This window comes from Aneurinibacillus soli (assembly GCF_002355375.1).
GTDB lineage: Bacteria > Bacillota > Bacilli > Aneurinibacillales > Aneurinibacillaceae > Aneurinibacillus > Aneurinibacillus soli.
The window spans coordinates 292,501-306,112 of the sequence record NZ_AP017312.1 but is presented as its reverse complement, the minus strand read 5'-3'; the positions used below and the strand labels follow the sequence as shown (position 1 = coordinate 306,112).

Genomic DNA, 13,612 nt, shown 5'->3' with positions numbered 1-13,612 from the left:
CCCAAAAAGGAGGATATGTGCCGACCTCCTTTTTGGGATCGTTGTCAATCGCTTGTCACCGTGCCATCCCGATTGCGTCGGTATAATTGAGTATAGCGCTTCATCATATCATCTGCGGAAAGCAGATTGTCCAATGCGGTCACATGATGTAAACTTCGCCCGCGCACAAATAATTCTCCGTGCTGTGGATACGAAACAACATCTGCTTGTTCACTGTGTGCCCAGACCTCAATATCGAGTACTTGCATGCCAGATGGACCGGGGAGAAGCCGAGTTGAAAGTCCAGAGCCTGCTGGTTTGGCAATCAAGTCTCCTTTTTTGACAGGGGAACTTCCCGATTCGGTAATGAGCGTGCCTTCCCCATCCAGAATAACAAACATCTCGTCTACATGAGAGTGACTATGGAGGCGGTTTGCTCCTGACTCAGAGGTGAGATGGTACACCTGAGCAAAAAGCCGATCGGAGCCAAGTACCCCGCCGAGCCACGTAAACGTACTACCATCCTGTACTTTTGATGTTTTTGTCAGCAGTGGAGTTGGTTTTTCATGCAAATTGATAACGGGAGGAACCCAACCATCTGTTACGACAGCATGGCTACCTTGCTCATAAAAGCAGGTAATGGCACACTGAATATCACGCCCGTTCATTTTACCTGTGTGAAGAACACCAAGAGACGTAGAATACATGGATAAGGTACGGGTTACGTATTCATACGCTGCGAGGGAGGACGGTGGTAGCACAGCAAGCAGTCGCTTCGGTTCAGTATGCAGTATATCGACATGTAAGCCAAGTGTACTGCGCAGCCATTGATGAAGCCCGAACCATTTGGTACGAGGATTGCCGGCAGGGATATCTAGCTCGCCTGTTTCGTTTCGCCCACTTTGTCCGAGAAATAGTTCCCATGCGAGGTCAAATCGTATCAGCTCTACATGATATTTATCCAGTATATTGTCTGTTATGTCTAAGGTGCAGGTGCCTTCGGTGCATAGAACTAAGCTTTGCATCATAACGCCCCACTTTCTAACAGGTATGATGATAGTATACTGTTTTTTCCAAAATAAAGAAATACAAGGAGGTGAGGGCAAAGATGAACGACGAGTATTATATGGGACTGGCTATGGAAGAAGCACAAAAAGCAGCAGAACGTGGTGAAGTACCTATTGGGGCGGTCATTGTCCGCAATGGGGAGGTAGTGGGGACTGGCTATAATCTACGGGAAACCGACAAGAATCCGCTTGCTCATGCCGAAATTATTGCGATTCAAGAAGCGAGTAACGTGATGAAAGGCTGGCGGTTGATTGATACGACGTTGTATGTGACATTAGAGCCGTGCCCGATGTGCGCAGGTGCGATTGTGCAGGCGCGTATTCCCCGTGTCGTATACGGCGCAATGGACCCGAAAGCAGGCTGTGCCGGAAGTCTAATGAATTTACTTCAAGAAGATCGATTTAATCACCAGGTCGAACTTGTGCATGGTGTACGAGAAGAAGAGTGTGCGAACTTGCTGCGGGATTTTTTCCGAGCGCTGCGACAGAAACGAAAAAAAGGATGAGCCACAGGTAGAGTGGTTCATCCTTTTTCCTTACATGGACAAGGTGGAAGGGGAGGAATCGTAGTCTCCTTCTTTCTGTTTTTTCAGGAACAGCGGTGTTAGTATGAATGCTGCAAAAAACGTGATTGCTCCGGTAAGCAGGAGAGCGATACAGTCACGCCATATCATGTCAAACCCGTGCCCTTTGATAAAGATTTCTCGTACTCCATCAAGGAAGTACGTGAGCGGAAGAGCATGACTGAGCACATATAGCGGGTGAGGCATCGCTTCAAATGGCCACGTAAATCCAGATAAGAGGAAGGAAGGAACGGCAATCAGCATAGCCGTCTGCGTCGATCCGAGCTGGTTGCTAGAGAACATGCTGATAAAATATCCAAGTCCAATCAGTGCGATCGAGAAGCAGGCAGCCAGCGCCAGTGCTGGTACAATAAGTCCTCGGAACGGCAGGTGATACATATACAGTGCCATACTGAATGCCGTGACGTTATTCACCATACCGATCAGAAAATAAGGGGCAGCTTTGGCATAGGCAATCCGCCAGGGCATATCACGCCATTGAGCAAATCGGCTCCATGTCCCCTGTTCTTTCTCCCGTGTAATCGCAAGCGCAATTCCGAGCAGCAGAATTTGCTGTAAAATGGTGCCGATCAGGCCATACACAAGGAAGTAGTTATAGTTAAACATCGGATTATACAGGACGCGGGATCGGAACGGGATCGGGGCGAACGTTGAGGAGATCTGCTCATCCTGCAGCCCCTGTTGTTTTAGTTTCATGGAAGAGGCGCCATACCCAATCGTTGTGACAACCTGATTAGCGGCGCGTGTTGCCGCATTGGAAAACAGCATGTTACTTCCATCAATAAACGTAAGAACCGGCACGTTCTCACCATGCTTTAATCTCGCCTCGAAGTCATTCGGAATAATGATTCCAACTTTTTCTTCTCCATGCTCAATCGCTCGCTCAACTTCTGGTTCCGAGTGTACCTGTCGGTTGACCTGAAACGTTTCGGTCTGATCGAATGACTGTACGATCTGGCGACTGAGCTGACTGTTGTCTCCGTCGTACACGATAGTCGGGATTTCTTTTATCCGCTGATTCGTATATAAATAGCCAAACAGGGCGGTATACATAAGCGGGACGATGAACAGGATTGTGAATAGACGGCGGTCCTTGAGGATATTCTGCCACTCTTCCCGGATAACGTCCCCGATTTTGAGACGGTTTTCCATGCTATTTCGCTCCTTTGCCCTGCCATTGCAGCGTCATGCCGGTTGCTGTTGTATCAGGCAGATCAAGTAAGGTTACTTTTACACCAAATGAGCGTACATCCGTATCGCCTGTACCCTGGCTTGGCTTCTGGATCGCAAAATCAGCGGCCGGCTGAATAACCGTTATACGACCTTTGACTACTTTGCCGGTGGAGATTACCTTTAATCCGACTTCATCACCCGTTTTCATCCCTGCCATTCGGTTTTCCGGGAAGTAGAATTTTGCCCAGCGATCCTGGTTGGATTCAAGTGTCAGAACCGGGAAGCCTGCGCCGACAAGTTCTCCAACTTGTGCGGATTGTACGGTAATGACGCCGTCAGATGGTGCTCGTAATTCAGTATAGCTAATGTACGTGTTCGCTTCGTTTAAAGCTGCCTGGGCTTTGGATACACCAGCAGATGCGGACGAAACCGCAGATTGTGCCTGAGAAACACCCGCCTGAGCAGCCCGCACATCATCCTGGCGAAGTGTGACCTGACCTCTGTTCGCTTCTGCAAGTGCGACCGCTGCCTGGGCCTGTTCTACCTGTGCTTGAGCTGCTTTAATTTCTTCTGTACGTGGTCCTTGTTTTACCAGTTCATACTGCTTAACAGATGCATCATATTCTGCTTTTGCTTTTTGATAGTTGAGCTCCGCCTCGTCTACTTTGGCTTGAGGGACAGCCCCGGCTTGCAACAGAGCTTGTGTCCGTTTCAGATTATCTTCTGCGATGCGGTTTGCCTCTTTGGCGGCGTTCATTTTAATTTGTGCCTGCTGTTTTTCTTCTGGACGGGCGCCATTTTTTAGTGCTTCGAGATGTGCTTGTGCCGCTTTCACGGCAGCTTGCGCCTGAGAAACTTGTTGCTCGGCTGTTTCGGCTGTTACGGTGACGGAGTTGCTTCCCTGTAGTTTTTTCGCTTCCGCTGCTGATACTGATGCTTGAGCCTGACCTACTCCAGCATCAGCTGCTTGAAGGGCAGCCTGAGCCTGGGCAGCCTTATCTTGTAGCTCTTTACTCTCAATTCGTGCTAGAAGCTGGCCTTTTTTTACATGATCCCCTTCTTTTACATAGATCTGATTGATACGTCCACCAATCTTAAAGCTGAGATTCATATTGGTTGCTTCTACATAGGCGGTTGGCTGATCTACAGATGCGGCTTCAATGCGCCCGGTTTCCTGGTAGGAAGCCAGCGCATACGTCCCTCCTCCAATCAGCAGTGCCATTGCCGAGAACATGGTGATTCGAATCGCTTTCATCGTTTTCTCTCCTCTATTCTTGATCAGAAATTCCCATCATATGAAGAACAAGACTTTGTAAACTGCTTCGCAGTGCGACATTATCGAGTGATTGTCCGTAAATAATGGCTCGCATGGCTGTGAATCCAACCATGCCAAAGTAGCTGCTAGCGGCTGTTTTGACATCAATGCTGGCTAGCAGTTTTCCCTGCCCCTGGGCGGTGTGAAGCTCGCTTTCTAGCAGGTTAAAATATTCCTGTAGCACATGTCGGACTGTATGATGTCGTTCTTGTGTTCCCCAGCTGCGACTGAGCAGCAGGCGGCAGAAGTCTTGTTGATTCTCGAAGAAATCAAGATGTGCTTCTGTCAGGCGGATGACCCGCTCTCGGAAGTCGTCGTGGCTAACAATCTCAATGTAATCCCGGATCATGGAAGTGAAATGCTGCACGCCTGATTCCATCACGAAAATATAAAGGTCTTCTTTTGTGCTGAAGTTGTAATACAGTGTTCCTTTCGCTACACCACATATCTCGGCGATTTGCTCCATGGTTGTTTCATTAAATCCTTTTTCTGCGAACGCTTTAAGCGCCCCTTGAAAAATCAGTTCTTTTGTTTTTGTCCGCATGTATTCACCCCGAACTTTTTTTAAACTGACCAGTCAGTCTAAATTTATTTTTTATTATAAAAAGAGTTTTCGATAAAAGCAAGACGAAAGATTTTTGTTTGCATCTCGTAATTTTGTTATGATAAAATACGTAGTGTTATGGAGATGTACCCAAGCCCGGCTGAAGGGGACTGACTCGAAATCAGTTAGGCGTCTTGCGGCGCGCGGGGGTTCGAATCCCTCCATCTCCGCCATACATATAAAATCTAGACCGTAGCGTGATGCTGCGGTTTTTTGTATAGCCAAGAAAAAGTTCTGGAAACAGACTTAATTTATTATTGAAAAAGCGGAGAGTAACACGTACTATTTTTCTCGAAGCAGTAATTAATTATAGAGACGGCACAAGAGGAGAATATACAATGAAGAAACAAAAGCTTGTCAGGGGGGTACTACTTTCTGTTGCTTTGGCTGGAGCCGGATTTGGTACAGCCACACTGAATGTAGAGGCAGAAGATCAGATGGAAGAGATAGTCCCTGCGAATCCGTCACCTTACCAGGTCAATGTTGACGACAATACCACCTCTTCCGAATTCGAGCAGGAGATGCGCAAAAGTTTGTATCGTGAAGTCAGACAACATGAGAAGATTCCAGTGTCAGACCCAAGAATGGCTCGTGTTCAGGAAGTGTTTTCAGTTGTAGAGCAACCGTTTGAAAAGCCGCTTGAGAAGCCGCGTAAAGGCCGCCCGGATAAAATGTCGATCGATCCATTAACGGGGGATGCTCGTTACACAAACGGCCTGATTATTAATCGTGAAGGTCGGGTAACCAAGCGTCCGGAATCATTCTCACCGTCCCGTGGACAATTGGTACCGCTTATCCGAACGCTTACGACCGAACTTCGGACCATGGCTAATCAGCCTTACAGTGAACGGCTGGGGCGTGATATCGTTATAAAAATTAATGAGCTTGAAACGTATACAGACAGCCTTGATCTCACAGAACTAACAGGACTTCTCATCGAGATCAGTCACTCCATCACGAAGGAGAAAGAAGGGTTTACCCATTCCGTAAAAGCGTTGGATGAAATTGATCGTCTTATTAATTTTGACAAAAAATATTGACAACTAGTAGGACAGCGATTCCATCAGAAAGGAACCGCTGTTTTTTTACTAGTTGTCTATGATGAAAAATTCATAGAAAAGGTGTGTCTGTTTTTATGTCAGAGTCTGCTGGCACTATTCTGCTTCTTGGAACGCCCCAGCCGCTTATGCGTTCTCTTCTTTCCATGCAGTATCGCTTGTTAGAGGTGAAGGATGTCTCGCATTTGCGGCGCGTTATGGAACGTGTTACGACCGTTGAGTTGGTACTGGTCAGTGCTGCCAGCGCTGAAAAAGCGGAAAAGCTTAAAGAAGCCATCCATGAGTTGAGAAACGTTGAGCCGCTTTTGCCTATTCTACTTGATTGTCCGGGACTTTATTTCGAAGATAGACTGTTGTATTTTGACCGTGGTGTCGCCTATATTTTTTCCTACCCTCTTGATGTACGCGAAGTTCGTCTGATGGTTCAGAAGTACATCGCACATGCCCGTAGCCTGAATGAGCGAATGAGTCGATTTCATGCTGTACAAAAAGAGCTGAATATCGCCACTCTTGTTCAGAAAAGTCTGCATCCTCAGAAAGTGAAAAAAGGAGCCATTCGCTTCACGTACATACATCAGCCATATTACCTTCTCGGTGGTGACTTATTCGAGTTTATTCCACTTGACGATGGCAAAGCAGCATTATTCTTGCTGGATGTGTCGGGACACGGTTTTTCGGCTTGCTTAATTACGATGGCGATTCGTACGCTTTTAGGCGGATTGGCTACCAAAGTGACCGATCCTGCCACGGTTATGAAGGAGTTGGACGCCCATCTATGCCGACTGTTCTTCCGCCTCCCGGAAACGATGTTTGTTAGCTGCATTTATGTCGTGATAGATGTATCGACTGGAACTGTGGAATATGCGAATGCAGGCCATCCGAATGGTTATGTGCTTGATATGGAAGCGAATACACTTCATTGTCTGGGTTCTACTTCTTTGCCGCTCGGTATTATTGAAACGAACCGACATGAAACAAAGAGATTGGAAGTAGAGAAGATGGGACGTCTTATGCTTATGACAGACGGTGTGTATGAGAAAGGACATGATCCGGAAGGAAATGCGAAGCGGATTGAGCAGCTGACTACAATTTTTCGATCATCAGATTACCATGAGCTCGATCCGCTCCAGATGCGTCTCAAACAGGAAATTCAGAAAGAGCATCCGACACGGGAAGATGATTATACGATGCTTTTGATTGAATGGGGTGAAGGTAATGAGCATCGCTGAAGAGAAAAATATTTTACTCCCCGTTTCTTTCCTAAAAGCAGGCGTGGTTCTGGCGATTGATGTGGTGGACGATAGTGGGAGAGTATGGCTGAAAGCTCCTCTTGTACTTCAAAGTCAGCATCTTACGTGGATGAACAGACTTGAAATAGCAAAAGTATGTGTGCAGGCAGATGAATGGATGGAGCAAATTATACGGATTATCCAGACGCTTGATTCCTCAATAAACAGTGTGTTATTCCTGCACGATTATGGGTTTATGCTGCGAGAATTAAAGAAAAAAGTTTCTCTTCAACAGCTAATTGTGGAGCAGCTTCGTATTCATACCCCGGATGATTTTTCCGGTTTTGTACATCAGATTGCGATCTTGTATACAGCAAGTCTGCTTCAGCAGGCCTGTATACTGGCTGGTAAGACGAGCGCAGATGAAAGATATGCACGCTATTATGCACAGCAATTATTTGCAACGGTCAAAAGCGGCTGGATCGAGCCGAAAAAAGCATATGAAAAGCTGGTGACGTACATATGGGAGCGTGACATGAATCAGTTGCAGGCGTATCGCTGGCTTCTGAATCCATTTCCTATTGGCAGTGAGGTACGATTAACAGACCAAACTGTCTGGCAGGTTATACAGGTACAGGCAGATACGCCGATGAATCCAACGCTTATAAAAGAAGATGAACAAATGGTTCTGACAGCTGAACAAATCGAATGGGTAGAGTCTGTACGATACAGGCTAGATCCCCTTCCTTAATCGACCAGCTTGCACATCTGTCCTGTTTTTGTTATGATGAATGGGCAGTTAACACTGCTTGATAAATGCGTATAAGTTTCCGCACTAGATGGGGAGGTAGCGGTGCCCTGTAACCCGCAATCCGCTGTAGCGGGGTTGAATTCCTATCAGAGGTGCGTAACATGTGGGGTCAGGTCCGTGCAAGTGGTGTTGAGAGCCGGGTCCTGCGCAACGGAAGCCCATGAACCTGGTCAGGTCCGGAAGGAAGCAGCCATAAGTGGTATCTTTCGTGTGCCGCAGGGGTGCCTGGTTTGAGCTAACTACACGGGGCCGCCCGGATGTACGTATCGAAGATAGGTGTGCGGTTCCCTTTTATAGAACTCCCGGTGTATTTTACACCGGGAGTTCTTATTTTTTGCGGAAAAGAAAGGAAATGAGAAAGGAAAACAGAATTAGTATAGTCAACATAATAAATGACAAAATGGCAATTATCCCTAGTTTATGGAGGGGAGACGCAATGTCTGGTAATTCATTTCATTTAGAGATCGGGATGGACGAATTAGAAATACATCTGCATACGATGCCATTTGCCGCTGTGTTTTTTAATGGACAGGGTCACATTGTAGAGGCGAATGCAATCTTGCTTCAGGCAACTGGCCATACATACGAAGAAATTAAGCAAAAGACATATCAGGATTTATTCGTAACGAAAGATTCGTTTGAAGGCTGGCTTTCCTATTGCAATATTATGCGCGAGCGTTTTTCCCAGACGCCTCGCAGTTTGCTACGGTTAAAAAGCGGCGGTACATGCATGTGCGATTTGATGATTTACAGGGGGAACGGAGAGGATGCGATTCATTATATTATCCTACCGGGCATTCAAGAAGCTCAGGGGCAGTCTACTTTCCCGTTTATTTATCAACAAATCGTTCGCGAGGTAAATCTGGGAATTATTCTGCTGAATAAGGAAGCCAGGATTTTGGAGATTAGCAATAAAGCCTGCACCATTCTGGGGGTGCGCAAGACCGAGATCATTAATAAGAAAATTGAAGAAGCTTTCCCGGGAATGGGCGAAGAACAGGGATTTATTTCTTCTTCTCTGCTGAGTGGTGTTACGGTATCGGATAAACCCTATTCGTGGAATAATGGGGAACAGCGGTTTGAGCTGATTGTCGACTCGGATGTATTTCGTGATGCAGAGGGCCAGATCAAGGGTGGCTACTATATCTTCAAAAACATCACGAATATGCGCTCACTCGAAGAGAAAATCGAACGCAGTGATCGTCTGGCTATGATCGGGCAGATTGCGGCTGGTACAGCCCATGAAATTCGCAATCCACTCACCTCGATTAACGGTTTTCTTCAGATGATGCGGGAATCGTTAGAAGAAGCTGGCATGCAAAAAGAGAAAAGCTACACAGATATTATGCTCATTGAAATTAAGCGGATTAACGATCTGGTAAGTGAGTTCTTGTTACTCAGTAAGCAGAAGGAGATTCAGTACAAGCTCGTTGACATTGAGCAGGTTATGCTGGAGATTTTACCCATTATAAAAAATGAAGCACTGCTACAGGGGATCGAGATTAAGGTGCAGCAGGAAGTCCCCCTTCCACTCATTATAGGGGATAGAGAACTGCTAAAGCAGGTATTCTTGAATATATCCAAAAATGGAATTGAGGCTATGGGTGGAAAAGGACAGCTTACTGTACGTATTGCATCCAATCAGGGTAACCTAGAGATTACGATACATGATAGCGGTCCAGGAATCCCCCCCTATCTAGCTGACAAGATTTTTGAACCCTTTTTTACAACAAAGGAAAATGGAACCGGACTTGGTCTACCGGTTTGTCAGAAAATTATTCACGATATGGGCGGCAGTATCCGAATTTCAAGCAAAGGTTTCGGCACGACTTTTCATGTCATCCTTCCTTCTTGTTGACTGCTCCCCTCCCCTCTTTCCTGTAAAGTGTGTTCAATGATATAATAAATACTATGATTGATTATCTTAGTTCCGTATATGGCCAGACAGCATATATGGACAAGAAAGCGGAGAGGCAAACATGACATATCGTGCATTATATCGTGTTTGGCGGCCGCAGACGTTTCATGATATCGTAGGCCAGGAGCACATCACACGTACGCTGCAAAATGCAATTAAAGAGCAGCGTTTTTCTCATGCGTACCTATTTAACGGGCCGCGTGGTACCGGAAAGACAAGTGCAGCCAAGGTGATGGCGAAGGCTATTAACTGCGAACAGGGACCGGCAGCGGAACCTTGTAACGAATGCGCGGCCTGCCGTGGAATTACAGAAGGCTCTGTTGTCGATGTCATGGAGATTGACGCTGCTTCGAATCGAAGAATTGAAGAAGTTCGGGATATTCGTGATAAAGTGAAGTATGCGCCGACTCAAGTGCGGTATAAAGTATATATTATTGATGAAGTGCACATGCTGACGACGGAAGCGTTTAACGCCTTACTGAAAACGCTAGAAGAACCGCCAGCCCATGTGATTTTTATTCTGGCAACGACAGATCCGCATAAACTTCCGGCCACGATTATTTCTCGCTGTCAGCGGTTTGATTTCCGGCGCATTGGGAGCGGAGCAATTGTGAAGCGGATGCGTGAGGCGGTCGAGTCGGAAAACGTTAAGATTTCGGATCAGGCGCTGACATTTATTGCGCGTATGGCAGAAGGCGGGATGAGGGATGCGCTGAGTTTGCTTGATCAGGCCCTTTCATTCGGTGGTGATCATATTGACCTTGAAGATGTGATCGCAATTACGGGTGCCGCTTCTCATGGTTTGCTGAGTGAGACGGTGTCAGCGATTCAGGATGCGTCAACAGCTACGGCACTCGATATCGTTCGTCGCCTCGTGCAGGAAGGCAAAAGCCCCGAGCAGTTCCTGGATGATCTGCTGTTTTACTTCCGTGATCTCTTGCTGTATAAAACAGCTCCGGCACTAGAAGAGATTCGCGATCGAATCACACTGGAACCAGGATTTCCTGAGCTGGCTGATAGTCTGGAGCGCTCTCGCATTTTCTCCATTATTGAGCAGTTAAATCGGGCGAAAAGTGAGATGAAGTGGGCCAGTCAGCCGCGGATTATGCTCGAGCTAATTCTGATTCAGCTTTGCCAAACAGTGGGTTCGGAACAGGAATTTGCAGGGGAGAGAGTTAGTCCCTCAGACGGGCCGGCTGTTTTATCTTCGGATATGGCACAGCTTCTGCAGCGAATCGATATACTGGAGAAGCGTCTTAAGCAGATGGAAGCAGAAGGAGGCGCGGCTTCGCCTGTGTCTCAACCAACTCGCTCGGAGAAGCGTCGTCCTAGCCTCCAGCCAACGGTCAAAATTCCGTCCGGCCGCATTCGTGATGTAGTGGCTCATTCGATTGAACCGCAGCTACAGAAGCTGCAGTCCATCTGGCCAGATATTCTTGGTACAGTCAAATCACGCAGCATTCAGCTGCATGCCTGGCTTCTTGATGGCAAGCCGGTTGCACTCTCTCAGGATGGAATGGTGGTCTGTTTTAAGAGTGTTATTCATTGTGAGACAACATCACGTGAGTTAAATAAAAAGTTAATTGAAGAGGTTGTAAAAGGGTTTATAAATCGCCCTGTTGAATTATTTACGTTGATGGAAAGCCAGTGGCAGGAGATTCAGCAGACAGCCGTTTTGCCAGCCAAAGAATCCGGAGAGGAGCCATTGGCTGTTCCCAAAGCAGAGCCGCTGGTTGATGAGGCGATAAAACTGTTTGGCGAAGAACTTGTAAACATAAACGATTAGGAGGAATATGATATGTTTGGTGGCGGAAATATGCAAAATATGATGAAGCAGGTTAAGAAAATGCAACAGCAAATGCAGAAGGCGCAAGAAGAGCTGAAGGAGCAGACTGTAGAAGGAACATCCGGCGGTGGAATGGTAACCGTGAAAGCGAATGGTCAGAAGGAAATTATTGAAGTGAAAATCAAGCCAGAAGCAGTTGATCCGGATGATGTAGAAATGCTCGAAGATCTTGTGCTGGCTGCGGTAACGGAAGCGCTCAATAAAGCCGATGAGATGGCATCGAAAAGCATGGGACGTTTCACGGGCGGCATGAACATGCCAGGGATGTTCTAGGTCACAGACAGGGAGGCATACGTGTATTATCCCGAACCAATAGCTAAATTGATTGATGGATTTATGAAATTGCCAGGCATCGGCCCGAAAACGGCAGCCCGTCTGGCCTTTTTCGTTCTTAGCATGAAAGAAGACGATGTGCTTGATATCGCCAAAGCGCTTGTAAATGCAAAGCGGAACTTGTTTTATTGCTCCGTATGCCAAAACATTACAGATGTGGACCCTTGTCGTATTTGTTCGGATACATCGCGGGACAAGTCTATTATTTGTGTCGTACAGGAGCCGAAAGATTTGATCGCGATGGAAAAAACACGCGAGCTTACAGGTTATTATCATGTACTACACGGTGCGATTTCTCCTATGGAAGGGATCGGGCCGGAAGATATTCGGATCGCTGAGTTACTCCGGCGTTTGGAGGATGAAAACGTGCAGGAGATAATTCTAGCAACCAATCCAAATATTGAGGGGGAAGCGACTGCGATGTATATTTCCCGGCTGGTTAAACCGTTTGGTATTCGGGTGACGCGTATTGCTCACGGCCTTCCGGTAGGCGGGGATCTGGAATATGCTGATGAGGTGACGATTTCAAAAGCACTGGAGGGAAGAAGAGAGTTGTAACATTCTACTCTTTCCATGTTAAAGTGAAGATGCCAGCATAAATTGCTGAGCATCTTTATTTTTTATAGAGGAGAGCTTGTTCTGTTCTGGAGGGATACGGAATATGTTTGTACAAGATGGCGAGGTGAGGATGTGACGAATAATAGACGGTGGGAGCAAGTGGCTGTGGTTTCAAGTGTATTGTTGCTGCTTGGGTATGTCAGTGCAATCGCGCTCCAGTTTTCTTCACTCCGCTGGACAGTAACGGAACGGGGATTGTGGCGGATTGAGGCGGCTGATGAATCAAACATATGGCTGATTTTGATCACGATTGGCCTGAGTGTTCTGCCGATTGCTCTATTTGTGCCGGCTCTTCTGAAAGCACGGCGCAGGGAGCTCTTGCTGTGGGAGAGAGAGTTGACGGTGACCGATACGTTGTATTATTTTGCTCTTTATCAGGCGCTGACAGGAGTAACCTACGTTCTTTATTGGTTTGTAGGCGGTGCTTTCTTTCAGGAGGATACATCTGGCGGACTTATTGAATCTTTTTTATCGCAAATTTTAATGCTTGCAGGTGGTCTGATTTTATTTGCGGGGCGAATGGATGAGCTAGGGTTTGTTCGGCCGGTTCGGGTGCTTTCGATGATAGGAGCGGCTGTGGCGTGTTATTTGTTTTCTACTTTTTTACTGGATGAATGGGTGACGGTCCCGATTGCGGATTGGTTACATTTTGAACTGGGTTCCTGGCGTGAGAAGCAAATTTCAGGTGGAGTAACACAGGCTAGAGATCTCGGTCTTATTATGGGACTTTTGGAAATAGTACTAATCGGGGTGTTTGTGCCAATCGCAGAAGAAATGATGTTTCGGGGTGTGCTACAAACAGCGATTACAAATCGATTTGGTGTGGTAGCTGGAATTTTAGGTTCGAGCTTATTATTCAGTGTTTTTCATGTAGACCCTGTGTTTTTCCCACCTTTATTTATTATGGGCATAATGCTAGGATGGCTGCGTCATCATTATCAAAGTATCTGGGCATCTATATTATTTCATTCGCTTAATAACTCCATTACTGTACTTATTTATTTCTTTCAAAAATAAATTAGAACGAGGAGGAGAAGGCTGTTGAATGGGTGGACGATTGGGGTAGCTGTAGTAATT

Annotated in this window: 14 protein-coding genes, 1 tRNA gene and 1 other RNA gene (1 of these 16 cut by a window edge); 12 read left to right on the top strand and 4 right to left on the bottom strand. The window is 46.6% G+C overall.

The annotated features are described in order from the left end of the window. Window positions 1-44: 44 nt before the first annotated feature. Window positions 45-1,007 (bottom strand): cupin domain-containing protein, encoded by a 963-nt coding sequence (locus CB4_RS01705; protein ID WP_096463297.1) that lies wholly within the window; start codon window positions 1,005-1,007, stop codon window positions 45-47. Window positions 1,008-1,087: 80 nt separating this feature from the next. Here CB4_RS01705 and tadA point away from each other — a divergent pair, with 80 nt between their 5' ends. Then, entirely contained in the window at window positions 1,088-1,552 is a 465-nt protein-coding gene (tadA, locus tag CB4_RS01700) for a tRNA adenosine(34) deaminase TadA (protein WP_220033141.1), read from the top strand. Window positions 1,553-1,582: 30 nt separating this feature from the next. On the opposite strand, the gene CB4_RS01695 is transcribed toward tadA, so the two are convergent. The 3 genes from CB4_RS01695 to CB4_RS01685 are packed head-to-tail and all read right to left on the bottom strand — an operon-like array spanning window position 1,583 to window position 4,662. Then, window positions 1,583-2,782, bottom strand: coding sequence for an ABC transporter permease (locus tag CB4_RS01695; RefSeq protein WP_096463295.1), 1,200 nt, complete (start codon window positions 2,780-2,782; stop codon window positions 1,583-1,585). 1 nt (window position 2,783) lies between these two features. Beyond that, entirely contained in the window at window positions 2,784-4,058 is a 1,275-nt protein-coding gene (locus CB4_RS01690; protein ID WP_096463294.1) for an HlyD family secretion protein, read from the bottom strand. Window positions 4,059-4,071: 13 nt separating this feature from the next. Beyond that, window positions 4,072-4,662, bottom strand: coding sequence for a TetR/AcrR family transcriptional regulator (locus CB4_RS01685; RefSeq protein ID WP_096463293.1), 591 nt, complete (start codon window positions 4,660-4,662; stop codon window positions 4,072-4,074). Between the two features lie 140 nt (window positions 4,663-4,802). Between CB4_RS01685 and CB4_RS01680 the strand changes: the two genes are divergently transcribed. From CB4_RS01680 to CB4_RS01630, 11 genes are all read left to right on the top strand, one after another. Continuing rightward, window positions 4,803-4,895: transfer RNA gene (locus CB4_RS01680), tRNA-Ser, on the top strand. Window positions 4,896-5,060: 165 nt separating this feature from the next. Beyond that, a complete protein-coding gene (locus CB4_RS01675) occupies window positions 5,061-5,762 on the top strand; it encodes a hypothetical protein (RefSeq protein WP_096463292.1) in 702 nt (233 codons plus the stop codon). A gap of 95 nt (window positions 5,763-5,857) precedes the next feature. Further along, on the top strand, window positions 5,858-7,009 hold the full coding sequence (locus tag CB4_RS01670; protein ID WP_096463291.1) for a PP2C family protein-serine/threonine phosphatase: 1,152 nt from the start codon (window positions 5,858-5,860) through the stop codon (window positions 7,007-7,009). Then, complete coding sequence (locus CB4_RS01665) at window positions 6,996-7,760, top strand: hypothetical protein (RefSeq protein ID WP_096463290.1); 765 nt, start codon at window positions 6,996-6,998, stop codon at window positions 7,758-7,760. Before CB4_RS01670 ends, CB4_RS01665 begins: the two co-directional genes overlap by 14 nt. Window positions 7,761-7,839: 79 nt before the next feature. Continuing rightward, an RNA gene (ffs, locus tag CB4_RS01660) (signal recognition particle sRNA large type) lies at window positions 7,840-8,104 on the top strand. 152 nt (window positions 8,105-8,256) lie between these two features. Next, window positions 8,257-9,678, top strand: coding sequence for an ATP-binding protein (locus CB4_RS01655; protein ID WP_231956115.1), 1,422 nt, complete (start codon window positions 8,257-8,259; stop codon window positions 9,676-9,678). A gap of 121 nt (window positions 9,679-9,799) precedes the next feature. Continuing rightward, complete coding sequence (dnaX, locus tag CB4_RS01650; RefSeq protein ID WP_096463289.1) at window positions 9,800-11,524, top strand: DNA polymerase III subunit gamma/tau; 1,725 nt, start codon at window positions 9,800-9,802, stop codon at window positions 11,522-11,524. A 12-nt stretch (window positions 11,525-11,536) separates the two neighbouring features. Next, window positions 11,537-11,857: a YbaB/EbfC family nucleoid-associated protein gene (locus CB4_RS01645; protein WP_096463288.1), complete on the top strand. Its 321-nt coding sequence runs from the start codon at window positions 11,537-11,539 to the stop codon at window positions 11,855-11,857. Between the two features lie 21 nt (window positions 11,858-11,878). Beyond that, window positions 11,879-12,475: a recombination mediator RecR gene (recR, locus tag CB4_RS01640; RefSeq protein ID WP_096463287.1), complete on the top strand. Its 597-nt coding sequence runs from the start codon at window positions 11,879-11,881 to the stop codon at window positions 12,473-12,475. A 132-nt stretch (window positions 12,476-12,607) separates the two neighbouring features. Then, complete coding sequence (locus CB4_RS01635; RefSeq protein ID WP_146226660.1) at window positions 12,608-13,552, top strand: CPBP family intramembrane glutamic endopeptidase; 945 nt, start codon at window positions 12,608-12,610, stop codon at window positions 13,550-13,552. A gap of 24 nt (window positions 13,553-13,576) precedes the next feature. Beyond that, window positions 13,577-13,612: the beginning of a pro-sigmaK processing inhibitor BofA family protein gene (locus tag CB4_RS01630; RefSeq protein WP_096463285.1), read on the top strand. The gene runs 231 nt beyond the window's last position; only the first 36 of its 267 coding nucleotides appear in the window; its start codon is at window positions 13,577-13,579; its stop codon lies beyond the right edge, outside the window.

Excerpts from the sequence above, each read along its gene's own strand:
- CB4_RS01690 (WP_096463294.1), bottom strand. The coding sequence starts at position 4,058 with ATGAAAGCGATTCGAATCACCATGTTCTCGGCAATGGCACTGCTGATT.
- CB4_RS01695 (WP_096463295.1), bottom strand. The coding sequence starts at position 2,782 with ATGGAAAACCGTCTCAAAATCGGGGACGTTATCCGGGAAGAGTGGCAG.
- CB4_RS01670 (WP_096463291.1), top strand. The coding sequence starts at position 5,858 with ATGTCAGAGTCTGCTGGCACTATTCTGCTTCTTGGAACGCCCCAGCCG.
- CB4_RS01685 (WP_096463293.1), bottom strand. The coding sequence starts at position 4,662 with ATGCGGACAAAAACAAAAGAACTGATTTTTCAAGGGGCGCTTAAAGCG.
- CB4_RS01705 (WP_096463297.1), bottom strand. The coding sequence starts at position 1,007 with ATGATGCAAAGCTTAGTTCTATGCACCGAAGGCACCTGCACCTTAGAC.
- CB4_RS01645 (WP_096463288.1), top strand. The coding sequence starts at position 11,537 with ATGTTTGGTGGCGGAAATATGCAAAATATGATGAAGCAGGTTAAGAAA.
- CB4_RS01665 (WP_096463290.1), top strand. The coding sequence starts at position 6,996 with ATGAGCATCGCTGAAGAGAAAAATATTTTACTCCCCGTTTCTTTCCTA.
- CB4_RS01675 (WP_096463292.1), top strand. The coding sequence starts at position 5,061 with ATGAAGAAACAAAAGCTTGTCAGGGGGGTACTACTTTCTGTTGCTTTG.
- CB4_RS01655 (WP_231956115.1), top strand. The coding sequence starts at position 8,257 with ATGTCTGGTAATTCATTTCATTTAGAGATCGGGATGGACGAATTAGAA.
- dnaX (WP_096463289.1), top strand. The coding sequence starts at position 9,800 with ATGACATATCGTGCATTATATCGTGTTTGGCGGCCGCAGACGTTTCAT.
- tadA (WP_220033141.1), top strand. The coding sequence starts at position 1,088 with ATGAACGACGAGTATTATATGGGACTGGCTATGGAAGAAGCACAAAAA.